Annotated in this window: 26 protein-coding genes; 10 read left to right on the plus strand and 16 right to left on the minus strand. The window is 51.6% G+C overall.

Annotation, left to right across the window (positions count from 1 at the left end):
• Nucleotides 1-42 precede the first annotated feature (42 nt).
• Nucleotides 43-354 carry a helix-turn-helix domain-containing protein gene (locus D888_RS21850; protein WP_020677334.1) on the minus strand — a complete coding sequence of 104 codons (312 nt, stop codon included), beginning with the start codon at nt 352-354 and terminating at the stop codon, nt 43-45.
• 204 nt (nt 355-558) lie between these two features.
• On the opposite strand from D888_RS21850, the gene D888_RS0114725 reads away from it, so the two are divergent.
• On the plus strand, nt 559-1,194 hold the full coding sequence (locus D888_RS0114725) for a hypothetical protein (protein WP_020677335.1): 636 nt from the start codon (nt 559-561) through the stop codon (nt 1,192-1,194).
• Nucleotides 1,187-2,635, plus strand: a complete 1,449-nt coding sequence (locus D888_RS0114730; RefSeq protein WP_020677336.1) for a HesA/MoeB/ThiF family protein — start codon at nt 1,187-1,189, stop codon at nt 2,633-2,635. Before D888_RS0114725 ends, D888_RS0114730 begins: the two co-directional genes overlap by 8 nt.
• Before the next feature lie 786 nt (nt 2,636-3,421).
• Here the strand turns inward: D888_RS0114730 and D888_RS24095 are convergent.
• Complete coding sequence (locus D888_RS24095; protein WP_169513292.1) at nt 3,422-3,625, minus strand: hypothetical protein; 204 nt, start codon at nt 3,623-3,625, stop codon at nt 3,422-3,424.
• Between the two features lie 297 nt (nt 3,626-3,922).
• Nucleotides 3,923-4,129 (minus strand): GSU3473 family protein, encoded by a 207-nt coding sequence (locus tag D888_RS0114745; RefSeq protein WP_020677338.1) that lies wholly within the window; start codon nt 4,127-4,129, stop codon nt 3,923-3,925.
• 404 nt (nt 4,130-4,533) lie between these two features.
• On the opposite strand from D888_RS0114745, the gene D888_RS0114755 reads away from it, so the two are divergent.
• Nucleotides 4,534-4,923 (plus strand): hypothetical protein, encoded by a 390-nt coding sequence (locus D888_RS0114755; RefSeq protein ID WP_020677340.1) that lies wholly within the window; start codon nt 4,534-4,536, stop codon nt 4,921-4,923.
• Nucleotides 4,924-4,968: 45 nt separating this feature from the next.
• Here D888_RS0114755 and hypE read toward each other — a convergent pair whose 3' ends face one another.
• The 6 genes from hypE to D888_RS0114785 all read right to left on the minus strand — a co-directional run bounded on the left by hypE (nt 4,969) and on the right by D888_RS0114785 (nt 9,263).
• Nucleotides 4,969-5,985, minus strand: a complete 1,017-nt coding sequence (gene hypE, locus D888_RS0114760; RefSeq protein ID WP_020677341.1) for a hydrogenase expression/formation protein HypE — start codon at nt 5,983-5,985, stop codon at nt 4,969-4,971.
• A 158-nt stretch (nt 5,986-6,143) separates the two neighbouring features.
• Complete coding sequence (gene hypD, locus D888_RS0114765) at nt 6,144-7,235, minus strand: hydrogenase formation protein HypD (protein ID WP_020677342.1); 1,092 nt, start codon at nt 7,233-7,235, stop codon at nt 6,144-6,146.
• Nucleotides 7,232-7,465: a HypC/HybG/HupF family hydrogenase formation chaperone gene (locus tag D888_RS0114770; protein ID WP_020677343.1), complete on the minus strand. Its 234-nt coding sequence runs from the start codon at nt 7,463-7,465 to the stop codon at nt 7,232-7,234. The genes hypD and D888_RS0114770 overlap by 4 nt, the downstream gene beginning before the upstream one ends.
• 102 nt (nt 7,466-7,567) lie before the next feature.
• Complete coding sequence (gene hypB, locus D888_RS21860; RefSeq protein WP_020677344.1) at nt 7,568-8,332, minus strand: hydrogenase nickel incorporation protein HypB; 765 nt, start codon at nt 8,330-8,332, stop codon at nt 7,568-7,570.
• Nucleotides 8,333-8,334: 2 nt separating this feature from the next.
• The gene (hypA, locus tag D888_RS0114780) at nt 8,335-8,676 is read right to left on the minus strand and encodes a hydrogenase maturation nickel metallochaperone HypA (protein ID WP_020677345.1); all 342 of its coding nucleotides are present in this window, start codon (nt 8,674-8,676) and stop codon (nt 8,335-8,337) included.
• A 323-nt stretch (nt 8,677-8,999) separates the two neighbouring features.
• Nucleotides 9,000-9,263: a WYL domain-containing protein gene (locus D888_RS0114785; protein WP_020677346.1), complete on the minus strand. Its 264-nt coding sequence runs from the start codon at nt 9,261-9,263 to the stop codon at nt 9,000-9,002.
• A 395-nt stretch (nt 9,264-9,658) separates the two neighbouring features.
• On the opposite strand from D888_RS0114785, the gene D888_RS21865 reads away from it, so the two are divergent.
• Together D888_RS21865 and D888_RS23290 are read left to right on the plus strand one after the other, a co-directional pair.
• Nucleotides 9,659-10,879 (plus strand): MFS transporter, encoded by a 1,221-nt coding sequence (locus tag D888_RS21865; protein ID WP_020677347.1) that lies wholly within the window; start codon nt 9,659-9,661, stop codon nt 10,877-10,879.
• 154 nt (nt 10,880-11,033) lie between these two features.
• Complete coding sequence (locus tag D888_RS23290; protein WP_020677348.1) at nt 11,034-12,524, plus strand: GGDEF domain-containing protein; 1,491 nt, start codon at nt 11,034-11,036, stop codon at nt 12,522-12,524.
• Here the strand turns inward: D888_RS23290 and D888_RS0114800 are convergent, their stop codons facing one another.
• Together D888_RS0114800 and D888_RS0114805 are read right to left on the minus strand one after the other, a co-directional pair.
• Nucleotides 12,525-12,749, minus strand: coding sequence for a YgaP family membrane protein (locus D888_RS0114800; RefSeq protein ID WP_020677349.1), 225 nt, complete (start codon nt 12,747-12,749; stop codon nt 12,525-12,527).
• Between the two features lie 115 nt (nt 12,750-12,864).
• A complete protein-coding gene (locus D888_RS0114805; protein WP_020677350.1) occupies nt 12,865-13,968 on the minus strand; it encodes a phosphotransacetylase family protein in 1,104 nt (367 codons plus the stop codon).
• A gap of 328 nt (nt 13,969-14,296) precedes the next feature.
• On the opposite strand from D888_RS0114805, the gene D888_RS0114810 reads away from it, so the two are divergent.
• A complete protein-coding gene (locus D888_RS0114810; protein ID WP_020677351.1) occupies nt 14,297-15,805 on the plus strand; it encodes a multiheme c-type cytochrome in 1,509 nt (502 codons plus the stop codon).
• An 80-nt stretch (nt 15,806-15,885) separates the two neighbouring features.
• Here D888_RS0114810 and D888_RS0114815 read toward each other — a convergent pair whose 3' ends face one another.
• Both D888_RS0114815 and D888_RS0114820 read right to left on the minus strand, forming a co-directional pair.
• Complete coding sequence (locus D888_RS0114815) at nt 15,886-16,677, minus strand: dienelactone hydrolase family protein (RefSeq protein ID WP_020677352.1); 792 nt, start codon at nt 16,675-16,677, stop codon at nt 15,886-15,888.
• 121 nt (nt 16,678-16,798) lie between these two features.
• Nucleotides 16,799-17,608 carry a carbon-nitrogen hydrolase family protein gene (locus tag D888_RS0114820; RefSeq protein WP_020677353.1) on the minus strand — a complete coding sequence of 270 codons (810 nt, stop codon included), beginning with the start codon at nt 17,606-17,608 and terminating at the stop codon, nt 16,799-16,801.
• 152 nt (nt 17,609-17,760) lie between these two features.
• Between D888_RS0114820 and D888_RS0114825 the strand changes: the two genes are divergently transcribed.
• From D888_RS0114825 to D888_RS0114840, 4 genes are all read left to right on the plus strand, one after another.
• Nucleotides 17,761-18,525, plus strand: a complete 765-nt coding sequence (locus tag D888_RS0114825; RefSeq protein WP_020677354.1) for an NRDE family protein — start codon at nt 17,761-17,763, stop codon at nt 18,523-18,525.
• A 206-nt stretch (nt 18,526-18,731) separates the two neighbouring features.
• Complete coding sequence (locus tag D888_RS0114830; RefSeq protein ID WP_020677355.1) at nt 18,732-19,097, plus strand: PilZ domain-containing protein; 366 nt, start codon at nt 18,732-18,734, stop codon at nt 19,095-19,097.
• Nucleotides 19,098-19,206: 109 nt separating this feature from the next.
• Nucleotides 19,207-20,364, plus strand: coding sequence for a glycosyltransferase (locus D888_RS0114835; RefSeq protein ID WP_156827023.1), 1,158 nt, complete (start codon nt 19,207-19,209; stop codon nt 20,362-20,364).
• A 412-nt stretch (nt 20,365-20,776) separates the two neighbouring features.
• Entirely contained in the window at nt 20,777-21,112 is a 336-nt protein-coding gene (locus D888_RS0114840; RefSeq protein ID WP_020677357.1) for a hypothetical protein, read from the plus strand.
• Nucleotides 21,113-21,464: 352 nt separating this feature from the next.
• Here D888_RS0114840 and D888_RS0114850 read toward each other — a convergent pair whose 3' ends face one another.
• The 3 genes from D888_RS0114850 to D888_RS0114865 all read right to left on the minus strand — a co-directional run bounded on the left by D888_RS0114850 (nt 21,465) and on the right by D888_RS0114865 (nt 23,919).
• Nucleotides 21,465-22,292: a formate/nitrite transporter family protein gene (locus D888_RS0114850; protein ID WP_020677359.1), complete on the minus strand. Its 828-nt coding sequence runs from the start codon at nt 22,290-22,292 to the stop codon at nt 21,465-21,467.
• A 227-nt stretch (nt 22,293-22,519) separates the two neighbouring features.
• The gene (locus D888_RS0114860; RefSeq protein ID WP_156827024.1) at nt 22,520-22,708 is read right to left on the minus strand and encodes a hypothetical protein; all 189 of its coding nucleotides are present in this window, start codon (nt 22,706-22,708) and stop codon (nt 22,520-22,522) included.
• Between the two features lie 347 nt (nt 22,709-23,055).
• Complete coding sequence (locus D888_RS0114865) at nt 23,056-23,919, minus strand: universal stress protein (protein ID WP_020677362.1); 864 nt, start codon at nt 23,917-23,919, stop codon at nt 23,056-23,058.
• Between the last annotated feature and the right edge of the window lie 238 nt (nt 23,920-24,157).

The raw sequence follows: 24,157 nt of genomic DNA on the forward strand, positions 1-24,157 counted from the left end.
TATTGGGCTATATAGCCCAATACGCATATTGACCCATATGGCTTATCTTGTTTTTAGAAAATGTATGTTTTGCAATATTTGCTGTCGGTTGTCAGGTGAAAGCTGCTTGAACTCTTGGAATGCATCTTTTATTTCATCGTCGACAAAAATAGCATCTTCTTCCCCAGAACCCAAAAGAAAATCGGTGGATACGCCCAAGGCTTTTGCCAACTTCGTAAGCGTGTCAACCGAAGGTGCTTTAATATTTTTCTCTAAACGGTTAATAGCTGGAGGAGAGATACCAATGATCTCGGCAAGTGCTTTTTGGCTAAGCTTCATCTCTAACCTTTTTGCTCTCATTCTCGTGCCGATCATCTCTTAGCATACCTCCATTTCGCGTAAACCCCTGTTTGAACGTAAATTATAGCACTCCGATACGGCGGTCAAGAAAAAAATAACCTAGGGACAACATTTTAATCTTGACAGAATAGTAACTGCTGGTTAATTTAAACATAACCAGGGTGTCTCCGTTGCCTTCCGCTCGGCTGTCACCAATACACTTTTTTGAAAGGACCCGTCATGGAAAAGCTAAAAGGGAAAGACCACGAAATTGTTTTTTTTATCGACAAAGAAAAGTTCAAAACTGACAAAATTGAGTTATCAGTTCGAGAAATCCTCCACGATTTTGCGAAAGAAGATCCCGATGAAACGACCTTAGCGCTCAGAAAGGGCAACGATCGACAGAAATTTCCTGATCTAAATGTTTTGATTTCTTTGACCAACGGGATGAAATTCATCGTTTTTCACAATGGGCCCACCACAGTCTCAAATGGGGATGTAACCTACGGCCCGGAAAGACTTCGTAAAGATTTGCTTGATCTGGGTCACTGTGTTGAGGAGGTGAAGTCCAATGGAATCACATATGTCGTGATACCTGGCTACGAAGTTGAAATGGGCAGATTTCAAGGGCATATAATCGATTTGGGGATACCTTCCACACCCGATTTTCCTCGCACTGCTGCCCCTTCAATCCACGTAAAAACAAATCCACAACTTCTCGATAAGAAAGACAGTATTCCAGGTGTAAGAAACATTACCGACAGCCCACTTGGACCAGAATGGCGTTACTGGAGCCGTAACTTTGGCTGGAACGGTACTGAGAAGTCCGCCCGGCGCCTCATGAATCAAATAAAAGGGGTTTTCGCAAATGTTTAATCATGAAACTTCAGTGGCCATGGCCGAGAGGACACATGTCCATCTCTCTAATTTTCTTATCCGCGCAGATCTTCAGGAGGATCTGGTTTTTGCTTTATGGACACCTTCTAGAGGGGGGAAGAGGTTTACAGCTCTTCTTCATACTCTTGTCCTTCCAGGCGAAGGGGATCGGCAAATCCATGGCAATGCCAGCTTCAATCCAAACTACTTTGAACGGATCTGTACCCTTGCCGTAGAAAAGAAATGCGGGATTGCCTTTCTGCACAGTCACCCAGCGACTGGTTGGCAGGGCATGAGCCATGATGACATTGTTGCTGAAAACAAAATGGCAAGTGCTGTCGATGCGATTACCAATCTCCCACTGGTCGGAATGACTGTCGGATCTGATGGCATATGGAGTGCACGCATGTGGAAACAGGTTGAAGGTCGCAAGTACCAGGGGAACTGGTGCCATTCCGTACGAACCGTCGGCCAAGGCCTCAAAGCAGATTTTAACGACTCACTTGTGCCGAAACCGGAATATAGCGAGTTATTTAAAAGGACTGTGACCGTCTGGGGCAAGGAAAACCATGCCAACCTCGCTCGGCTTAGAGTCGGAATCGTCGGCCTTGGCAGTGTGGGAAGCATTGTCGCAGAAACCCTTGCTCGCATGGGAGCAGAACGCTTTAGCTTGATTGACTTTGACGAGATCCAGGGACACAATTTAGATAGACTTCTAGGAGCAACAGCAACCGATCTCGGTAAGAAGAAAGTTTCTATCGCCCAACGCCAAATTAAGCGATCGTCTACTGCCAGTCGTGTGGAAATCCTGTCTGTGTCCTGTAGTCTAGCAGAAGAAGAAGGCTACCGCGCTGCCCTGGATTGCGATGTTCTTTTCAGTTGCGTTGATCGTCCCCGAGCACGTCACATTCTCAACCATATGGCATACAGCCACCTAATTCCAGTTATAGATGGCGGGATAGAGGTGCGCTTTAAGAATGGAGTGTTCAGCGGCGTCGACTGGCAGCTCCAAACGGTAGCCCCTGGTCGCCCTTGCATGGAATGCCTTGGAACCTACAATCCTTCTGATGTGGCATTAGAGCAAAGCGGCCAACTTGATGACCCTAGCTATATGAAAGGTTTGGGGGAAAACCACCGGCTCAAAAACAATGAAAATGTTTTTCCCTTCAGTGCGAATCTAGCATCACTGGAAGTTCTTCAGTTTGTCGCGTTAGTAACAGGCGCTGGAGGGATTCACAACTTCGGAGTCCAGCGGTATAGGTATTGGCCTGGTATCGTCGAAGCTGACGAAGGAAGAACCTGTAGGCCCGAATGTGACTGTATCGAGCTGGAAGGGCAAGGGGACCGGTATTTTCAACTTTTTGGAAGGGATTTGGGGGCAGAAATTGCCCGCAAAAGACAGGAGCAGCCAATAGAATGTGCCTGCATGGAAAATGTGTAAAACTACGGTCGTCTCAGGTAAAGCGAATATACCGTATTCGGGAGGCACCGATTCCCATCTATTTTTATAAATTTTTTGGAGAACACTATAATAAACTTCAGGGCCACCTTGATCACAGGATCAGGTGGCCTTTTCTCTAATGTGGGATATGTATGACTGGACATTTGCAGATATAGTAAGTTTTTACTGGTAGTAAAACGTCTTGGCTTTTGTGCTAAATAGATTTTCTGCGCCAAAAAACTGAGGACCCCTAAAATTACTGCATACCCTAATATCTGAAATTTGGAATCTGCCATTCGTAAGATGTTTAATCCATCTAAGCAGCACACTTCGAACGGGGGGGGGGGAAGAGATTGGTAAATTAGTCAGGAAAAACCCAAACCATGATGAAATGGTACAGCTTCCAGAGGAATGGCCTATAAGGTCGATGTGTCAAACTCAGCATGGCATGAGTCCTGCGTTGGTTCAGACCGCGTACCGATACTAAATGCCCAGCAATAGAATGTACGCAGATAAAGCATAAGGATTTTTAAAAGTGACGAAAAAGTGACTACCACCGATCAATTAGATACAAAATCTATGTGGTACGATTTTTCAGAAAACACCAAATTTCGGGTATTTAGATGATTGATAGTAGCCCACACAGGACAGGTCACGCGTTCGCAACGCGTAGGTCGAGAGTTCGATCCTCTTCAGCTCCACCATAAAATCAAGGGGTTAGGCATCTTGTGCCTAACCTATTTTTACCTCTGCTAGAAACTATGATAACGGCGGGGGAAGAGGATATTAACCCCGGCCAAATCTCCGGGCGTCTGCTCTAAGCTGAAAAATTAATGTGCCATGCCGAATAACCACCGAGGCAAAATGGAGAACAGTGACATTCTTCTCCGGAGCATGGACGGCATGGACAGCGATGCTGAATATAGCACCGGCGGCGGCCGCAAATACCGGCATTGATCCTTGCAGGCCATTACCGACAAGGCCCGCCATGGCCAAACACCAAGGGAACCCGTCCTGACCAGAACGCACAGTGAAAAAGCCGAGGTTTATTCCTGAGGATTCGATCTGCTCAACACAATAAAAGGCTCAACGTTCAGCTCGAATCCAGAGATTCGGCTTGGCAAAACGCGAAGAATGGTTCAATAAGGTGCTGCTTTGAATTTGTCTGAGTGGATCTTGAGGTTATTCAGGAAGGGACTTTGACACGAAAATACCTTGAATCCGCGGGCGTAAATACTAGAGGCATCAACAACCGCAAAGCACAATCACCTGAAACGTTAAGGGGAACTAAGCCCGCAGCTTCGGCCAGGGTGCGCGGCGCTCTTCGCCTCCCCAGGGCTTGCCCAAACTTTGACGGATCTGGGCACGGTCGACGTCAATCCAGCCCGTTGCACGTCGAATCTTTCTGACTTTCATATTTGCGACCAGAATATCGAGCATATCGTTGCGGACCATATCAAAACGACCATCGTCATACATCACGCGAACCAGCATGTAGACCTCCCCTGCCAAATGTTACTCTGACAGTAACCTATCTTTAATGCCAACGCAACTCCCGGGGATTTATCAAGTGATTGACATAAAAAATATACTCAGTATTATACCTCCCCGTCAGGCCTCTGGTCTGGAAAAAGCCCGGCAGCACCTCCCCCTCCGCTGTCGGGCTTTTCACCGATAAAAACCTTTCCTGCGCCCCCCTCAAAAAATTTCAGATTTAACAAATTAATTCTTGACTTGATTAAGCAGATGTCCGATATTTTCACTCAATGGACGCCTCGAGTGTCCTGAAGCCCGGTGACCCCCCCCCTCCGTCACCGGGCTTTTTTTATCTTCACTTCACACCCCGCCACCTGCACACCCCCTGAAACAAATCCTCCAACCTGCCAGGAGAGCTCAGGGTGATCCTCGAAAACCTGGCTAATGACGAGGATGCTCACGCCATGCAGTTGCGTTTTGCCTTGCGGTTTCCGGCTGGGACAGCGCTGGTCGACAAACGTTTTGACCTTGCGCCGGTCAATGAATTGCTTTCTCGGGTCAAACTTCTGCTTGAGCTAGCCACCCAGCAACAGCTCGACACCAGACAGGCACTTGAGATGGGGGTTGAACTTGAGCAGGAGTTTTGTACAACCCATATTGGCAGCAGTATGGAGTTCAGGGATGAAAATCTAAAGAAGATGTTTGCCGCTCTGGCCGAGGACGACAAGACCCATAAGCAGAAACGGGTGGATGCCAAAACCCGGCTTTCTCTGGCAGCCCTGAATACCCGAACCGACAATGGCCCGCCCTGAGTGCAGAACGAGGCTATTATCGGTTACCTTGAGGGTTGTATGCTGTCAGCAGATACGCGGCAACTGTTCGCCGGCCAGCATCTCAATCGCCCTCAGGCCACCTATCGCCGTGCGCATCATCACCCGCCCGCCTGAAACATCCGTCACTTCGCCGATGATCGCCGCCTGCTCGCCGAACTCACACCCCTGCATAGTTACGAGCACAGCGTCTGCCACTTCGGCCGCGACCAGCACCAGAAGTTTACCTTCATTGGCGACAAACAACGGATCCAGACCCAAAATCGCGCAGGCTCCGGCGACTGTAGCATTCACCGGCAGGGTCGTTTCATTTAGACAGATATCAACCCCGGATTGCAGGGCGATCTCTTTGAGGGTGGTCGCTACCCCTCCGCGGGTCGGATCGCGCAGCACGTGAATAGCTGCGCCATATTCGGCTAACAACTTAGCGACCAGGGCATTCAAGGGGGCGCTGTCGGACACAATCTCTGATTGCAGATCAAGCCCTTCACGACTGGCCAGCACCGCCATTCCGTGGTCGCCGATGCTGCCGTTGATCAGGACCTTGTCTCCCCGCTTCGCGGCATTCCCGGCGGGTTTCAGATCGTGGTCGAAGACTCCGACCCCCGAGGTATTGATAAAGATTTTGTCCCCCTTACCGCGCGGTACGACCTTGGTATCGCCGGTGACAATTTTGACCCGCGCCTTGTCGGCCGCCGCCTTCATCGCCGTCAAAATTTCTCGCAACTCTGAAAATTTGAGCCCCTCTTCAAGGATTAAACCCACACTCAACGCCAGCGGTCGCGCACCACTCATAGCCAGATCGTTGACCGTACCGTTCACCGCCAGATCGCCGATGTTACCGCCGGGGAAGAAGATCGGATCGACCACATAACTGTCGGTGGTAAAGGCGATACGGCTGGAGGTGATCCCTTCAAGCACAGCCGCGTCATTCTGTTCGGACTGCGCAACCTGAGAGAGGATCGGGATGATCAACTCGTCGAGCAGTTGATGGCTGAGTTTGCCCCCGCTGCCATGACCGAGCAGAATGATATCATTTTTCACTTGGCAGGCTCCTTGATTAAATTCCAACAAAACTGAACCATCGCAAAAGACGGCTCAAAAGGCTCCAGATGCAAGGCGTCCGAAAGCTGAGAAGTGAGGTGTAGCGGCAGTTAGGTTTTAACGTCAAAGCTAAGGAGAACGCAGCAGATGGAGTATTTTCAGCCGCCGTATTTATACTCTGCAGAGCAGGTGCCTTCTGACGACACCATACACGCTCCGATCGGATGTTCAGGGGTGCAGGCCTCGCGGAAGAGCGGGCACTGCTTCGGCGTGACCTTCCCCTTCAAGATTTCGCCGCAGAGGCAACCCCGGTGCTCTTTCGCCTCTTCGACCTCGACCGGCAAGGCGCTTAAGGCGTTGAATTTTTGATATTCGGCGCGCAGCTGCAGCCCGCTGGCGGGGATAGAACCGATGCCGCGCCACTCCGCATCACAGGGTTCAAAGACCCGCGCCAGAATCGTCTGGGCCTTGAGGTTCCCTTGCGGTTTGACGATGCGGCTGTATTCGCATTCGACCCTGGCCTCACCGGCAACCACCTGCTTCACCAGCAGCTGAATGCCACGCAGCATATCGACCGGCTCGAAGCCGGTGACCACACAGGGGATGCCATACTGCTCGGCCAGCGGACGGTAAGCGTCGGAACCGATCACCGCGCTGACATGCGCCGGGCAGATATAACCATCGACTTTGAGCTCGGGGTCGCTGGTCAGGGCGATCATCGGTGCGGGCATGGTCTTGTGGGCACAGAGTACAAAAAAGTTGCTCAGCCCGCGCCTTTCGACTTCAAGCAGACTGCCGCCGATGGTTGGAGCCGTGGTTTCAAAACCGACCCCGAGAAAGACCACCGCTGTGTCTGGATTCTTTTCGGCGATCGCAACCGCATCGAGGGGGGAATAGACGATGCGCACATCGGCACCCTTTGCCTTCTCGCGTAATAGATTACTGGTCGAGCCGGGGACGCGGATCATATCGCCGAAGGTGGCGACAATTGTGGCCGGACGCCGGGCATAGGCGACCGCCTGATCGACATAAGTGATCGGCGTGACGCAGACCGGACAACCAGGCCCGCTGATCAGCCGGACCTGCGTCGGCAGCAGGCTGCGGATGCCATGCTGGTAGATCGACATGGTGTGGGTGCCGCAGACCTCCATCAGGGTCATCTGACCGTCAAAGCCCTCAACATTCCTGGCGATGGCCGCGACCAGGGCCTTGGCCAGTTGGGGATCACGGTATTCGCTGCTGTACTTCATAGTTCAACGCCACCGCCCGCATCGAGAACTTCACGAAATACGGCGAGGGTTTTTTCCGCTTCTTCAGGGTCAATCCTCTCGATGGCGAATCCGGCGTGAATCAGCACATAATCGCCGACCGCCGCATCTTCCAGCATCATCAGGCTCGCCTCACGGCGCACCCCGTCAACCTCGCAAATGGCGAGCCCCTCGGTAATTTCGGCAATCATCATCGGTACGGCCAGACACATAGTTAACTCCAGTAAAATAAAAGCGAGAGGTGTGAGGCGGGAGAAGTGAGGCGCAGGGAATCTACCCTAAAGGCGTGGTTCCTTGGTTTTTCTCCTCACTCCTCACCCCTTACTCCTCACCATTAAGCCTTTGGCGCTGACCTGCTCTCCCAACCAGGCATACCACTCATCAAGCCCTTCGCCACTGTAGCAGGAGACCTCGAAAATCTTGATGCCGGGGTGGACGCGTTCGGCGTACTCACGACATCTGGCGATATCGAAACGGACATAGGGGAGCAGATCGATCTTGTTGATCAGCATGATCTCGCTGGCGCGGAACATCTGTGGGTATTTGAGTGGTTTATCTTCACCCTCTGTCACCGACAGCAGGGAGACCTTGAAATCTTCCCCCAGGTCGAAGGCCGCCGGACAGACCAGATTGCCGACATTTTCGATCATCAGCATCTGCACCGCATCCAGGTTGAAATGCTCCAGGCCGTGGCCGACCATGTGAGCGTCCAGATGACAACCGGCGCCAGTGTTGATCTGATGCACCGGCACACCGGTGGCGGCGATGCGGTCGGCGTCGTTGGCGGTCTGCTGATCCCCTTCGAGCACCGCGAAGCTGATCTCGTTTTTCAGAGCACTCAAGGTCATCTCAAGCAGGCTGGTCTTGCCACTACCGGGAGAACTGACCAGATTGAGGGTAAAAATCCCCTTGTCAGCAAACAGGGTGCGGTTCGCTGCGGCCAGGCGATTATTCTTGGCGAGAATATCTTCTTCGATGCTGATGGTTTTGCGGCGCTGAACGGTGTGCTCCTCATGCGAGTGAGGAGCATCATGATGGTGATGATGGTCGGTCGGGGCACAACCACAGTCGATACACATGGTCAGTCGATCTCCATTTCTTTGATACGCAGATCTTCACCACACAGCAGATCGCTGGCGGCACTGCCACAGGCGGGGCAGCAGGTCAGCAAATCGACCAGGGGGTAATCGGTCGCACAATCACGGCAACGGGCCCGCGCCGGGATTTCTTCGATAATCAGACGGCTCCCCTCGAGCAGGGTCTCTTTGCTGCAGGCCTCATAACAAAACAGCAAGGCATCGGGGACTACGCCAGCCAGCGCGCCGACTTCAAGGGTAACCGAATGAATGATTGTCGCCGCCTGTCCCGTAGCCGTACGCAGGGCGATCTCGACAATACTCTGGGTGATCCCGAGTTCGTGCACAACGTTTCCCTTACCCTGAAAGAGGTCGTCCCGTTATCGTTCTCAAAATAACTCAAGGCGCTGTTGCTGCATCAACACATCCAGAAGTCCGGCCAAGAAAACCCGCGAGATGAAGACCGCACACTTTTTAACTATCTGTTTTTACAGCGACGCAAACAGAACGCCCACTATAGAGGAAACCCGAAACTAAAATCAAGCGAAGCAAAACGATTTTTCGCCCTTAATTCAGACATTTAGAGAATTAAACCGGATACGGTTCACAAGCACCGAAGGCCGCCCTGAATGAGGACGGCCTTCGGTGAAGCTATGGTTCAGGCTATGCTTTAAAAGTCGACCGGGAACCGGGGTTTGAAAAGGCGCCTTGTCATTTCAGCCTCGCGAATCCTGGACAGCTCGATATTCCGGTATTCTTGATTTTTAATATCCAGACAGAAAAACATCTGACCACCGTCTTTTTGTTTCCGTCCATACGGCTCAACCTCAAAAACATCAAGGTTCCCCTTGCTGTCTTCGACCTTGATCCGTACTGTTTGATTACGCCGCCCCGCCATGGAAAGAACCGTTTCAACACTCTGTTTTTCGTCCATCCTTAATTCTCCCCCTTTTGGTCGTTACAAAATAAAAAAGCCTGATGTCAAAGCAGACAGCAGACCTATATCCAGATTGCACCACCTCAAATAACTGTTTAGAACGTACCTCGCTTCACATTAAAAAACAAGTAAACCATTGATAAATAGATTTTTTCATCCACTTCGCCTGACATGTTATAACCGCCTCATGCGGGAAAGCATTGATTGAATTAAGCCTCGGACTCTGCTGGGATGAAGGGACCGAAAGCTGACTGAAAAACCGTCCTCGGCGTATAGCTATCAACCAGCTCTCAGTTAACCTCAGCGGCTCTACCCACCGGTTGTGGACCATCCTTCGGTAATTTCCAACTTCGCATTGCATCTGCGGCGACGTTAATCTACTGTTTCAGGCTATGATCTCCGCCCTTCCCACAACGTCGCCGTTTAAGCTATCCACCCGCCTGGTGCTGTTCAGCGTGCTCGCTACCGGCATCGGCCAGTCCATGACCTTCGCCCTGCTGGCACCACTCGGCCGTGAAGTCGGACTGGGGGAGGTACAGATCGGCCTGATTATAACCTGCTCTTCTCTCGCCTTCACCCTGACCAGCCCGATCTGGGGACGCACCAGTGATCGCTGGGGACGCAAGCCGGTGCTGCTTCTGGGCCTGTTCGGCTATACCTTCGGCTGCATCCTGTTCGCCTCGGTTTTTTTCTTCGGACTCAAAGGGCTGCTGGGCGGTCTGACTCTCTATCTGCTGGCGATCGGTTCGCGTGTACTGATGGCCTCGCTGATGTCGGCTGCCCCCAGCGCCGCCTCGGCCTATATTGCGGATACAACCAGCGCCGAACAACGGGTCGCCGGGATGGGCCGCCTGGGCGCTGCCAGAACCCTGGGCGCGATACTGGGACCGGCCATGTGCGGGCTGCTCGCCTTTCTCGGGCTGCTGGCCCCGCTCTATGTCGCCGCAGGAATCACCCTGTGCAGCACCATTTTGATCGCCGTGGTTCTGCGAGAGCCCCCACAAATAGCCCCCCGCTCAACAACCCTGCAGAAACTGAAGCTGTTTGACAAACGCTACTTCCCCTACATTCTGATCGGCTTTCTGACCTTCTTCGCCTTCTCGATGACCAGCCAGACCATCGGCTTTTACTTTCAGGATCGCTTCGTGCTCGACGGCAAGGCCACGGCTCAGGCCCTCGGCATGGGGATGATGTTTTCGGCGAGCATGTCGTTCTTCTCCCAGGCCTTTCTGGTTGGACGCTTAAAGCTCAACCCGATCCGGCTGATGAATCTGGGGCTGCCGGTGTTGATGATCGGTTATGCCGCGCTGCTGTTTGCCGGCAGTATCGCGGCCCTGGCCATGTTTCTCGGAATTTTGGGTTTGGGGCTGGGGATGGTATCGCCCGGATTCACCGCCGGGGCCTCGCTCTCGGTCAGCGCCGATGAGCAGGGTGCGGTCGGCGGCCTGATCTCGGCCTGCCCGGCCGCAGGTTTTGTCCTGGGCCCGCTGGTCGGGACCAGTCTGTACCAGCTGGATCACCGACTGCCTTATGTCTGCGCCTGCGGGCTGATGCTGCCATTGATCGTCTACGCCTGGCGGTTCGGACGCATTGAACAACAAACTCTGCGATAAACTGCTTCCCAAGCACGTTTGTGTTGCTTTATTGTTAGCAAGGGTTTACGAATGTCAGATTGCGTCGAATGAGTCTGCTTCGTCATTGCACCTGCAGTTTAAATCCGCACACAGCCATCGTCACAACTATTAAATTCGATTTTCTGGAGCCAGGATGACTCTACGCGCAAAACTGATCGCCGCGTTTGGCACCACCCTGATTCTGTCAATTTTGGTGTTCAGCCTGATCACTTACTTGACCTTTGCGCAGGACAAGATCGCCGATAAAGAGGAGATCTTTCGTTTACGCGCCGAAGTCGTACTGGCCTCCATCAGAAGTGCCACTGAACGTGCCCTGCTCGACAGCCTGCCCCATCAGACCATTGTCCCGCCGCGAGACAGGGATGACGGTTTAGGCGACACCAGTGCGGCGGACTCTCCAGACCCGCCAAGCGGCGAAACGCCCCTGCTCACCCTGGTTCAAATTTTGCCCTGGCCCAAGGATTCAACTCCCGTTGACATGTTGAATGCGTATCAGGTCAAGGCGCGCAATCTTCATGTCGCGACCAGTGGCCCGACTTTTTTCCACAATCAGGATCAGATCTACCTGCTCTGGCCTTGGGGAAAACCCGGGATGCCGGACCACCTGTATATTTTGCGGTGTGACAAACCCGCATTACAGAAGTTGATTGCGCAACGCGCTGCTACACAGCAGTTGATGTTGCGCATCTGGCTTGATGGAGAGATATTTCAGACGATCGATCGGCTGGATCAGCAAAGTCCGGCCCAAACTGCCGCCGCCTCAGAATTTATGAATCAACCAGTGACGGGAAAAGGACACTTTGTCGGTGGGCGAGATTTTCATCTCTTTGCTCCAACCCAAAGCCTGATGGGCTTGCAATTTCGCTATCTTATACCGAATACCGACCTGTTCCACAGCACCATCGCTTTTAAAAACCGCATCATTACGGCGCTGATTGTCCTGGGCTGGGCCAGTATCTGGATCGTTTTGATCATCGCGTATCGGATCACCAAACCACTGGGGATTCTCGATCAGGCAGCCCAGGATATTATCTCCTACAACTACGAGACCCCGCTGACCTTAAGTGGCGGCGGGCGGGAAGTGAAATCGCTCGCGGCCAGCTTTGAAACGATGCGCCAGAAGATCAAAGAGCTGGTGGTCCAGGACACCCTGACCCAACTCTATAATCGCCGTTATCTGATGCATGCTCTGGAGCTTGCGGTTGCCCAGGCCGAACGTAATCATGAGCCCCTGACCTGCATCATGATCGATATCGACAACTTCAAAGCGATCAATGATCAATATGGACATCAGGCTGGTGATGAAGTTTTGCGCAGTCTGGGAGGTCTGATGCAAAGTTGTACGCGCGAGTATGATATCGCGGCTCGTTATGGCGGGGAGGAGTTTACCCTGGTGTTACCGAAAACCGAGCCACAAACCGCTCAACAGGTCGCGGAACGCATACGCCGGACAGTTGAAAAATACCCGTTCACTTTCAGTGAACAGCAGATGGCCTGTACTATCAGTCTGGGGATCGCCTCCTTCATTGCGGAGAGTGACAGCCCGGATACCCTGATGGGTCGTGCTGACCGGGCCTTATATCAGGCCAAACAACAGGGTCGTAACCGCACGATCAGTCTCTGATCAGGATTTTTGCTTGCTGCAGGTATTGATTCCGATCAGCGTATAGAGCGGACAGTATCGGAACAGGCCGGTGAGCAGCGGCACGACGGCAAAGATCCCGATGATGATTTTGGTTGTTCCACCCGACACAATCGGATTATCCAGCACACCGATCGCAAGTAAAACTGCAGCCAGAACAAAGCGCAGCACACGATCAACTTGACCCACATTGGCCCATTTTGACATCAGAAGCATCCTTTCAAATCAGCAAAGTTGTTATTTCTTACAACAAACTCATTTATAATTCACAATTACATAGCGTGCAAGCGCTCAAAAACGGGCTCAACCCTCAGCCCATCAATCAGCCGCCATCGAACAGACGATCCAGTTCGTCAAAATCAAAACGGGTTTCAGCCAAAGAGCGGATCATCTCAATTTTCCCTACATCCTCGGCAGTCAATTTGTACACATCTTCAGTTATCGCCCGGTAAAGAACGCCTGTCGTGTGTTGGGTCGTGCGCATATAAGGGATCTTGCTCCGATCAACGATCTGCTGGGCAATCGGGCTGACCTTCGCCACCCCGGGGATCAGCAGGCCGACAATTTTATGCCGATGCTCTGGGATCTGGTACATGTTCGCCAGGGTGATCAACAGTTCATCGCGACTGCTGGTGACGATCAGCAGGGTGTCGTCGCGCAGCAGTTCGGTAACCCGTTGGGTCGAGGGGGCGCCGATCTGCAGAAAATGGATGATCCGCTTCGATTCACGTTTGTTACCGTGAATTTCGAGGTTGAGGATATTCGCCACCCGACGCAGGGTCGGATCGGCCAGGATCGGCTGATAATTGAAGCCCCCCAGCAGCCTGAACGGTTCCCGGACAAAGGCGCGGCTCAGATAGTCGAGGGTCGTGTCACGTTTCTCCGGGATCAGCTTGTTGACCAGCACCGCCCGGATCTCGACCTCTTCTCTTTCGAACAGGGCACGATCCAGATGGACCGAGTCAATCACGTTCCCGACCCCGCCGCCGGTCACCATCAGGACCGACGCATTCAAAATCCGCGCGACACGGGCATTAGACAGTCCGACCACCGAACCGACACCGGGATGCCCGGCACCTTCGATAATGATAAAATCACAGTGCTTTTCGAGGGCGGCACAGGCATCCAGGATGTTCTGCTCGAGGACCCGGGTATCGAGCTGTCCGTCAATAAATTTGCGCGTTGAATCACCTTCGATCACGACTGGTGACATATGGCATAGATCGCGCCCCAGACCGAAGACCTGACACATCAGCGCCGCATCCTTATCGACCGTCAAGCCGCGCAGCTGGATCGGTTTCGGGCTGATCGGCTTCATAAATCCGACCCGTTTATATTTTTTTTGCGCCAGATGTAAAAGAGAAAGGCTGACCGTGGTTTTGCCGGCGTTTTGACCAGATGCGGCGATGAAGATTTTACGCGCCATGGGATGCTCCTGCTTGAAGTAAGACACAAGCTTAACAGATTCAGGGTGTCGGCCGTGTCATAAAAAAAATGACCAATCGCTACGGCCCGGCGCCCGTCCAGGCAACGTTCCCGAGTTCAAAAGGGAACTTTCCATATCAGCCCCGAAAGAGTTCCTTTCCCAGACAATTACTCCTCTTTGACTCAGGTCAATTTAATCACAGACCGGTTCGACTAAACTGTCAAAAAAAATTCGCCGGGTTTGAATATAAATTCAGCTTATTAGGGAGGATTGGGAGCTTCGGCTTTTCATGCCTCATGACTGTTGTTGCCGACATCAAGGAGATCGAATGAAAAAAGTAATGAAGGTTGTTTTGCTTGGGTTTATTGCAATGGGGTTTACGGTTGCCTGTAACGCAGCCAGCTTGAAAGACAATAAGAATTTTGAAATTCTTAAAAATTTCAAGGCACAAGGGGTGACCAATGAACAATGCCTGTCCTGTCACAAGGAGCAGGATCAGGGGATTGTCGCCGACTGGGAACATTCCAAACATGCAACCGTCGGCGTTGGCTGTGTCGCTTGCCATGTGGTGCCCAAAAATTATCCCACGGCCTATAAATCACATCCCTTAAAAGGGGATGACTGGGAGATTCAGTTGGCGGTTTCATCAGTCACCTGTGCGAAGTGCCATGCCGCTGAAGTCACCCAATTCATGAATTCCGGACATGCAAGAGCGGGTTCTCAATGGCTTGCGGGGAATAAGAGCCCCCACGGCTATGCGATGACCAAACTCAGCTACAACTATGAAGGGATGGGCGGTGATAACCCCTCCTTAAATGGCCACACGGACATGGGCAAAGGAATCGACCCTGAGTTCAATCTCAATCAGGACAATCCCAAACTGGCGGCAGAGACGGTTGCAAATACCTGCGTCCAATGCCACGGAGCGGTGATTACCCTCAACCAGCAGGGAGTCCCGAATTCAGAGGTTTGGCCCAATGATGGGATGGGCTCGAATTATCCCGATGGTGGAATCAGCAATTGTACCGCCTGCCATAGCCGGCATAAATTCTCCGCAGCCGAAGCAAGACAACCCGCAGCCTGTGCCAGTTGTCACCTCGGGCCGGACCATCCGGATATCGAAATTTTTGAGTCAAGTGTTCATGGCCATATTCTTGCGACCAACCCGGAAGATTATGATTTTTCTACCGGAGAACAAATTCCAGGAAAAACCCTCAGAGGGCCGACCTGCTTTACCTGTCATATGAGTGGGATTAACGGCCTTAAGCCGACGCATAACATTTCGACAAAACTTAAATGGAATCTCTGGGCTCCAAAAAGTTTCAAAAGAACCGAAGGTGATGAAACCGCAGGCTGGGATTGGTATAAAGATAAAAAATTATCGCGCGGTAATCCCAAAGCAGGTAATCCCAAAGGACCTGAAGCCGCAAGAAGTGACATGATGCAGGTTTGTTCCACCTGCCACCAGACAACATTCGTCGATAACTATTTCGCCAGAACGGATGCGCAGGTAACCCTCTACAATCAGTACAACACGCTGGCAGATCAAATGCTTCAAGACCTCAAGTCCAAGGGACTAATTAAAGCGGACCTCTGGAGTGATACCTTTTTTAAACTGTATTACTATTCATGGCATCATGAAGGCAGAAGGATGAGACAAGGCGCCGCGATGGGGAGCCCAGACTATTCACATTGGCATGGGTCCTTCGAGGTGATGCAGGACATCAGAGAAATGAAGGCGCTTTACAACTACAGGTTGAAGCTCCTCGCAAAATATAAAGACCCCAAAAAGGTCTTTGAAGAAGAAGTGCCCATGCCGATGGCCCCCCACGACTGAGCACCAGAGAGCATTCTCGGCGTACTCCCCCAGAGGCGGGGGAGTACGCTGCCTGCCTACCTGACCTCCCGCCAAAACTTCTACTTGAACACCTCGGCAAACATCCTGCGCATCGCTTCCCATGATTTATGATCAGCCGCGGCGTTATAGCCGAGGGGCAGACCGAATTTTTTTCCCAGCGCATCTGAGTCGGGATTGGTAAAGCTGTGCACCGCGCCCGGCAGGTTGAGAAAGTCGAACGCCACCCCGTTAGCGGCCAGTTCACCGGTCAAGGCGGCGACATCCTCAGCCTTGATGAACTTGTCCGCCGCGCCGTTGGCGACCAGGATTCTCTTCACCTTAATTGTCCCCGGTTCGGCGCGATGACTGGCGGCCAGGCTGCCATGGAAACTGGCGACCGCATCCAGCTCGACCCCCTCACGGGCCATTTCCAGCACGACCGCGCCACCGAAGCAGTAGCCGATGGCGGCGATCCTGGTCGGATCGACGTTCGGCTGTTGTTTCAGCAACGCCAGGGCGGCGTCAAAGCGCGCCCGGGCTTCGGGCAGATTCTTCATCACCGCCGACGAAAAAGCCCCGGCATCCTTGGGATGATCGGCGGTTTTGCCATCGCCGTACATGTCGAGCGCCAGCGCCGTATACCCCAGCGCGGCGAGCATGTCGGCCCGTTTGCGCGCATAGGCATTCTGCCCCCACCACTCGTGCACCACCAGGACCCCGGGGCGCTGGCCGCGTATCGCATCATCCGTGGCCAGATAACCCTTCATGGTCGTCGCACCAGAGGTATAAGTCACCTCTTTCCCCTCAACAGCAGCAAAAGCAGCAGTTCCACCAAATACCGTTGCCAGTAGCAAGATCATTATCCGGATCATAGGTCTTCTCCTTTTCAGCGCTGCAGCATTCATGACTTGTAAGGTCACAATTCTACCACTTGTATCCTTTAACAACAGCCGGTTCTGAAAATTTCCAGCCTTTTTCTTTCACTCTCCTGAATCAGAGTTTTTCATGGCGCCACGCCGGCATCTTGCGGCGAATGTCGCTAACAGTATTGAGCTCGATATCCCCAACGATCAGCTCCCCCCCGGCGGCAGAATGATTACTGGCCTGGGCAACTATTTCCCCCCAGGGGGCAATGATCATGCTGTGCCCATAGGTCTGCCGCCCCCCGGGGTGGGTCCCGATCTGGGCCGGCGCCAGGACATAGGCCTGATTTTCAATAGCCCGCGCGCGTAACAGCACCTCCCAATGCGCCTGGCCGGTCGGCACCGTAAACGCCGCAGGGATCGAGAGCAGGTTGCAGCCCAGAGCGCTGTAGTAACGATAGAGCTCGGGAAAACGCAGGTCGTAACAGATACTCACCCCCAGTCGCCATTCATCAAGCTGAACAACCAGCGGTGTGTCACCCGCTTCAATCTGGGCGGATTCATGATAGCGACCGTCCGGCAAATCAACATCAAACAGATGCATCTTGTCATAGATCCCGAGACAAGCTCCGTTGCGGTCGTACACCGGGCAAGCATTGCGCAGCTTATCCTGGCGACCCTCAAGCAACACCGAACCGGCAATAATCGCCATATGGTATTTTTGCGCGGCAGCCGCCAAAAACGGCAGCACCGTTGCGGGACAGTCCTGCCGGGCAAAATCGCGCTTGCGCTGCAGATCCGGATGCATGAAAGCGAAGTTCTCCGGCAAGGCTGCCAGTTTTACTTTCTGCTCCGCGGCACGTTGCAACAGCAGATCGATATTCTCCAGGTTCAGGCTTAGCAGGTCACCGGTGTTGATTTGCAGACAGGCTACTTTCATAGAGAGACCTCGGGTAAGGGGGAGAAAGGGGCCATCAAGGGTTTATTCAGGTGTCTCATTGTATACCAACTGTAAATTTTGCGACTCGCTTAGGCTGGCAGATATCGGCCGCCCTATAGCTTTCCGCCAACAACCCCATTAAACTGAGGCCCATGTGTCTCATACTCTTAGCCTGGCGCTGCCACCCTGAATATCCCCTGATCGTTGCTGCCAACCGCGACGAATTTTACCGACGCAGCACTGCTGCTGCGCACTGGTGGCCGGAACAACCTGATCTGCTGGCGGGAAGAGATCTTGAGGCGCAAGGGACCTGGATGGGGATGACCCGCAGTGGACGCTTTGCGGCGGTGACCAACGTCAGGGAACCGCAGCTGGCCGTCCCCGCAGCCCGTTCACGTGGCGAGCTGACTTGTGGTTATCTGGGGAGCGACACCGAAACACAGGATTATGCACGACAACTGCAGAAAACCAGCGACCTGTATTCCGGCTACAATCTGTTGTATGGCAGCCAGAACGGGCTCACTTACTATTCCAATCGGCTGTCTGCCCCGCTCGCGTTAAAACCCGGCCTGTACGGGCTTAGTAACGCCCAACTCGACACGCCCTGGCCCAAGGTTCAACAAGGTAAGGCGCAGTTGCAGGCACTCCTTGCCAGGTCCGAGTTTGAAACCAGCGATCTACTCAGAATTCTCGATGACTCGCGCCTGTTTCCCGACGAACTGCTCCCTGCGACCGGGGTCAGCCTCGAACGGGAACGCCAGCTTTCCGCACTGCGGATCTCCGGCACTGACTATGGTACGCGCAGTTCGACCGCACTGTTGGTCAATCGTCGGGGGCAGGTCATTTTCCACGAAAAAAATCTGGCCCCGGAACCAACCAGCGATATACGCTTCAGCTTCGCCCTGCGATCATCTTAAAGTTATTCCTGATGAACTGCGCACAATTCGAAAATGCGCGCACGCGAGCCGGTCTATCGCAACCTGCGCGAGCTGGTCATGTCCTAATCCCAGATAACCAATTTTTACGTTTATGAATCATTAGATTACTACCCAGGGCAAACTATTCAATGATACCTTGGGCATCGCACATGACTTAGGCAGGGGATTTCATCCTAGGCGGGCCAATGATCAATTCAGTTGATAATGAATATGTACCTAAACGCCTAAGGGCTGAGATGCAGGTCAGATTTGGGAGTCCCGACGGAACCCTTCTGAGTGGATTTAGCATTGACTTAAGTACTGGTGGGCTTTTTCTGCAAACAAATTATCCATTAAATGTTGATGATATCTTGATTCTGCGCTTTAAACTGTTGAGGCAGGATGACACAATTTCATGTCCTTCAAAAGTTGCGTGGGTAAACACGAAAGAAAATCCGTATAACCCAGAGTTTGCTCCTGGAGTGGGCATACAATTTGTGGATATTCCCCTTGAAGAAGTAAATGCAATTGGCAGATTCCTAAAACACAATGATATCCAACCAAGCTGGTAGCGATTTTCTTGCAGGTGATTACGACCTGAAGTCAACATCTATTTAGATGTAAATACGGCCAACCTCATAAAGGGGTTGGCCGTTCCCATTGATGAGGGTGTTCGGCATCATGAAGCGAATACTGTTCTTACCCGCGCTGGGATTCGCCCACGTAACCAGATCACTAGTGCTCGCCAAAGAAATGGCGAAAGAGTTCGAGGTGAGAATCGCATTATCCAATTCGTTCCTGTCGCTGGCGGAGGAGTTGCGGATCGACACACGGTTAGTTGATTTACCGCTAGTCGATTACGAAAAGTTCTCACGGGGGGAACCGGTATTCGATACCGAGGAAAAAGTCGAACAGTTCGTAGTCACCTACGGCACGGTGATGGACGAATTCAAGCCGGATTGCGTTGTGAGTTCGATGCCAATGGTGGCAAGGATTCCAATCAGGGCACGGCGCATACCTCATGTTACGCTATTCAACGCCTGCAATCATCCGCAGTTCCGCATGTCGGACGAACTGACCGAAGAACAAGAGCGCGAGCGTATCAAGAGGGCCAGCCAGATATTGGGCCGTTTCAACGCAGTTGCGAGACGGATGCATGCCCCTGAGGAAAGATCGTTGCGGATGATCTTCACCGCAGACCTCAATATCCTTCCGGACTTGCCGTCGCTGTTTCCCATCAGGGCCCTGTCACCAAGTTTCTCCTACATGGGACCGGTCACCTGGCATGGAGCAGATAAACCTCTTGATCCGACCGTTGTAATTGACGCCAAAAAACCACTCGTCTATATGGCGATGGGAAGTTCCGATAATCGCGAACATATGAGGGTCGTCGCGGAGCGGTTGCGAGGTTCACAGTTCCAAGTCGTTATAACCACCGGCGGGGTTATGGAGGCACGGGAGATGAAATCTTACGAGCGACCCGGGTTCTTTGTCCGCGATTTCTTGCCGGGAGACAAGGTGATCGCATTGAGCTATCAAACGATTGTGATCTGTCACGGTGGAATCGGCACCGTTTATCAGGCCCTGGAAAACAAGGCTCGCGGGATAATCATTATACCGGCACATCGGCAGCATCGACGAATTGGCAACCGTCTAGCCGAGATCGGGCTGGGGAGGCTCGTGACCGACAGTGAACTGCCGGGAGTTGTTGAGATGGTCAACCAATTGCTGGCGCTGTCTGACCATCCCGCCCCAATCGATATTGGAACTGATCTCCAGACTTACACCGGTGCGCCCTTGGGGAAGAAACTCATCTCGGAGTTCATACACCAAACATAGCTCAAGACCCCGACCGGACTTCGGATTTTTCCCCAGTATAGTTAACGACTCAACCTACCCAGACGTGTCTGGAAATCACCACCACTAGAACGCCAAACGCCCACGGTTAGCAGATCGTGGGCGTTTCTTATTATGCACGACATTTAAGACGCTGTAACGAAGTAACCCCGGCTAGTGTCAGTGCTACATTTTGTTACTACATCCGAGACCTGGATATGAAGAAGCCCCGACCCAACAGGGGCTTACTTACGTTACCAGCTTAGTTCCATGGGGTCGGGCGTGCCCCCCCACTTCTGTTGAACTTATGTTCAAAAATCTATCAAATTGCGTTAGTACAGTTTATTTTGACAAAGTCAAAACCGTCCGAGATACTGGAAACAGGCATCCTTAAACCATCGACAGAAATGAACCCATGAATATCAACGACCCATTCGGACGAATGAAGGACAAGCACCAGCGGAATTACGAATCATTGTGTCTCTCGTTACAAAAAGTCGGCCTGACTAACCGGGTTGACGCTCAGGCTCTCTTGGTGAAATTACGCTGGCGTGGAATATGGGGACTAGCGTTCATCGTGCCGGTCACCTTGCTGCTGGCGCTGGCGCTGCCGGAATTTCGTATCTTCGTCCTGGCGTGCGGAGCTTTGCTAGTCTTCTGGTTGAGTAAAACCAGCGTGAATAGTCAAGAGTATGTCAAACGTTATATTCAAGAGGAACTGGCCGAGCATGACGAATCCACTTCCTTCTGAAGCGGGCTTACTTTTTCATCTTGCGGAGATAAAAACCGTCGGCCCCTGAGCCAAGCAGCAACATTATCCTTGGCTCAGGGTCAGGGCTAACAGTAACTTCCAGCGATGCCAAATCACCACTGTTGAAACACGAAACCCCGTCTGATGATCATAGGGGGTTTTCTTATAGGTCAGGGTCAGCGAGAACTCAACGATGCTCTCCACTCCAGGGCCGCTCTTTTGGGTGACTAACTTATAAGACCCTTTGATTGAGCAGTGGTTTGATCCCGACCCGGTCCTTGAGAAACCGCTGCTGTGCTTAGTTGAAACTGTCTATCTATTGCTGCGCAAATTAATGTTCTGTTGGATACGTCTATTCGTCCTGGCCCGGCACCTGCCGATAGATAAGGTGGTACACTAACCCGACCAATACACTGCCACCAACAATATTGCCCAATATTACTGGCACCAGGTTACCAAAGAGACCAGCCCAAGTAATGGTATTGGAGTTCACCCCAATGTTATCGAAGCTTTGCAATAGCATGGCGAGCGGAATAAAAAACATGTTGGCAATGCTATGCTCGAAGCCTGCTGCAACAAAAGCAGATATTGGAAAGACTACCGCTACTGCCTTGTCGATTACACTTCTTCCGGCAAAAGCCATCCAAACCGCCATGCACACCAGAATATTACAGAGAATGCCTTTAAAGAAGGCCGTCCAGAAAGGCAAGGCAACCTTGGCTGAAGCAATCTTGATATACTCTTGGGCAATTCCACCGTTGTTCATTTCAACATGATGTGAGAGAAAGACCAAGAGAGCAATTCCGACTGCACCAATAAAATTACCGCCGCAAACAATCACCCAGTTCCGCAGCAACTCACGTGTGGAAATTTTTCCATCAGCCCAGGCCATCGCCAGCAGATTGTTTCCGGTGAATAACTCCGCACCTGCCACTATGACAAGAATCAATCCCAAAGAAAAAGTCACGCCGCCGAGCACCTGTTTGGCGGCGAACCCTAGGTTAGGGTCTGATTTGACAATCACAAAATAAAGAGCGCCCAGACCAATAAAGGCACCAGCCAGCACACTCAGCATCAGCATAGGAATTAGTGGTAAGTGCGCCTTGGCCACGCCGATTGTTTCGACTCGCGCAGCGATTTCCTTGGGCGAAAAAACATCGAAACCAAAAAGCTCAGACATGAGGTACTCCCTCAAGACAATAACTCATTAATCGTACAGTTCTGTAGCCAACGGGTGGGCTCGTAGAGGAAAAGCCCCGGGCTCTTTTTTCATGCTCTCATCATTTTCTCATTACGCACAAAGATGATATGAATTTTAATTCCAAAGTATATGACCTTTTTACCTTGCTCACCACAAAGCCACAAATCGATCATACATATCCTAGACCAGCGCCGAGCTCACTTAGGTCATGGAACGAAAAACAAGCCCGAATCGCCAAATATTTGGCGAGGAAAGAATTTAGGGTGTGTTTTCCTTGCAGCGAATAAAATCTCACTTTGACCATGGTTTTGATTTTCATCAAATACTGAAATGGCCACTCCAATTCCTGAGGCGGCCATTTCAGTATTTGCAGGGGTGGCAGGAATTTCAAGCACGCCCTCCGCTAGACGTTGAAATCATACAAAAATTTATGTAGCCAAGTACCTGGAAGAGTGTTGCCAGATCAGTTTTTCTCCAGATCCTTCAGTCGTCAAAGATTCCGGTTGGCGATATTTCATTATCCAGATGTACAGAGAATTAGCATTAACCCCCTAATCTCTGTCAGTCTGTCTGGGCAACAGAATGGTCGGATTCCACTGCCACCTTGACTGCATCTTGTTTAAATTGTGACGAGTAGCTTGAATTTATTGGACACACCTCCATAATCGGGCACTATTCCTCGGTTTGTGTGTCCGGGATAGTGTAGGTCCTGCTCAGGGGATTATATTTTCAGCACAAAGAGTCATAAGCTGTTTGCTACCAATACATCACAGGGTGGGTTGGTCAGGATGTCAAGTGCGATGCCACCAAGTTTATAAGGCATCAGCTTAGGCCGGCTGTGGGCACCAATTGCAATCAGTTCAGCATTAAGCCCAACTGCTTCACGAAGGAGTCTGTTATCGGCTTCTCCTTGGGCCAATCGATAATGAAATTCTGGTTGTTCGCCGGCCGTTTTTTCAAGATCAAAGCTGTATTCCTTGACAAATTTTTCTAACTTCTCTTTTTCAGAGGCTTCAATAACATCACCAGTATATTGGGTAATTTTGTCTCCAATGTCGGTATCTGGGATATCGTAGAAGTGGACTAGGTTCACGATCCCTTTTGGGGCCAGTTTAAGGGCTAGGCGAAGCGCCTGGCCTGATCCAGCAGAAAAATTAGTGCCAACCAAGAGATTTTTGTACTCCCCAAGGGGTTTATCTTTGACCATCAAAACCGGCAGAGTTCCCTTACGGATAACTTTTTCTATTGTTGTTCCGATAAACTTGTCACGAAGTTTTGATTTGCCATGCATCCCCATGACAATAAGTTCCGCATCGACCTCATTTGCAAGTTTGATAATTTCGGCAAACGGTTCCTGATTTTCTTTCACAGTTATTGTGTGTTCTACATTTATCAGCTCTTTGTTACTGGCTAGGTAGCTGTTCATTTTTTTTATTGCGCTAAGATTTGGGGATTGTTCCATATTTGCCTTGCTGGTAAGAGATGATGGCAGACAAACATGAAGGATGTGAAGTGTGGACTTTAGCGATAAAGCGAGCTTGACTGCCCTTTCAAATGCGCGATCAGTTTCGCCAGCAATGTCAGTTGCCAACAGAATATTTCTCATCTCTTCCTCCCTTTTTTGCTTTCCAAGTATGATGCAGCGCCGCCCTGCAAATCGATCTTAAAAGTCCGCGTGCTTAGAGAATATCAGAAAAACAGATCACCACTGATTGACTGCTTACGATATTTGAAAGAAGAAACGGGTTGATCGCGGCAGTGTCCTGCAACTCACAACATATAGAGCATCAAAAGCCCACCTGGCGATCCGGGTGGGCTTTTCTGATAAGTCGGTCAGGATCTGC

Origin of the sequence: Geopsychrobacter electrodiphilus DSM 16401 (assembly GCF_000384395.1) — a bacterium.
Taxonomy (GTDB): Bacteria; Desulfobacterota; Desulfuromonadia; order Desulfuromonadales; family Geopsychrobacteraceae; genus Geopsychrobacter; species Geopsychrobacter electrodiphilus.

What these genes read in the sequence shown, in the direction of transcription:
- D888_RS21850 (WP_020677334.1), bottom strand. Translation starts at nt 354, where the DNA reads ATGATCGGCACGAGAATGAGAGCAAAAAGGTTAGAGATGAAGCTTAGC.
- D888_RS0114725 (WP_020677335.1), top strand. Translation starts at nt 559, where the DNA reads ATGGAAAAGCTAAAAGGGAAAGACCACGAAATTGTTTTTTTTATCGAC.
- D888_RS0114730 (WP_020677336.1), top strand. Translation starts at nt 1,187, where the DNA reads ATGTTTAATCATGAAACTTCAGTGGCCATGGCCGAGAGGACACATGTC.
- D888_RS24095 (WP_169513292.1), bottom strand. Translation starts at nt 3,625, where the DNA reads ATGGCGGGCCTTGTCGGTAATGGCCTGCAAGGATCAATGCCGGTATTT.
- D888_RS0114745 (WP_020677338.1), bottom strand. Translation starts at nt 4,129, where the DNA reads ATGCTGGTTCGCGTGATGTATGACGATGGTCGTTTTGATATGGTCCGC.
- hypD (WP_020677342.1), bottom strand. Translation starts at nt 7,235, where the DNA reads ATGAAGTACAGCAGCGAATACCGTGATCCCCAACTGGCCAAGGCCCTG.
- D888_RS0114770 (WP_020677343.1), bottom strand. Translation starts at nt 7,465, where the DNA reads ATGTGTCTGGCCGTACCGATGATGATTGCCGAAATTACCGAGGGGCTC.
- hypB (WP_020677344.1), bottom strand. Translation starts at nt 8,332, where the DNA reads ATGTGTATCGACTGTGGTTGTGCCCCGACCGACCATCATCACCATCAT.
- D888_RS0114785 (WP_020677346.1), bottom strand. Translation starts at nt 9,263, where the DNA reads ATGGACGAAAAACAGAGTGTTGAAACGGTTCTTTCCATGGCGGGGCGG.
- D888_RS21865 (WP_020677347.1), top strand. Translation starts at nt 9,659, where the DNA reads ATGATCTCCGCCCTTCCCACAACGTCGCCGTTTAAGCTATCCACCCGC.
- D888_RS23290 (WP_020677348.1), top strand. Translation starts at nt 11,034, where the DNA reads ATGACTCTACGCGCAAAACTGATCGCCGCGTTTGGCACCACCCTGATT.
- D888_RS0114800 (WP_020677349.1), bottom strand. Translation starts at nt 12,749, where the DNA reads ATGTCAAAATGGGCCAATGTGGGTCAAGTTGATCGTGTGCTGCGCTTT.
- D888_RS0114805 (WP_020677350.1), bottom strand. Translation starts at nt 13,968, where the DNA reads ATGGCGCGTAAAATCTTCATCGCCGCATCTGGTCAAAACGCCGGCAAA.
- D888_RS0114810 (WP_020677351.1), top strand. Translation starts at nt 14,297, where the DNA reads ATGAAAAAAGTAATGAAGGTTGTTTTGCTTGGGTTTATTGCAATGGGG.
- D888_RS0114815 (WP_020677352.1), bottom strand. Translation starts at nt 16,677, where the DNA reads ATGATCCGGATAATGATCTTGCTACTGGCAACGGTATTTGGTGGAACT.
- D888_RS0114820 (WP_020677353.1), bottom strand. Translation starts at nt 17,608, where the DNA reads ATGAAAGTAGCCTGTCTGCAAATCAACACCGGTGACCTGCTAAGCCTG.
- D888_RS0114825 (WP_020677354.1), top strand. Translation starts at nt 17,761, where the DNA reads ATGTGTCTCATACTCTTAGCCTGGCGCTGCCACCCTGAATATCCCCTG.
- D888_RS0114830 (WP_020677355.1), top strand. Translation starts at nt 18,732, where the DNA reads ATGATCAATTCAGTTGATAATGAATATGTACCTAAACGCCTAAGGGCT.
- D888_RS0114835 (WP_156827023.1), top strand. Translation starts at nt 19,207, where the DNA reads ATGAAGCGAATACTGTTCTTACCCGCGCTGGGATTCGCCCACGTAACC.
- D888_RS0114840 (WP_020677357.1), top strand. Translation starts at nt 20,777, where the DNA reads ATGAATATCAACGACCCATTCGGACGAATGAAGGACAAGCACCAGCGG.
- D888_RS0114850 (WP_020677359.1), bottom strand. Translation starts at nt 22,292, where the DNA reads ATGTCTGAGCTTTTTGGTTTCGATGTTTTTTCGCCCAAGGAAATCGCT.
- D888_RS0114865 (WP_020677362.1), bottom strand. Translation starts at nt 23,919, where the DNA reads ATGAGAAATATTCTGTTGGCAACTGACATTGCTGGCGAAACTGATCGC.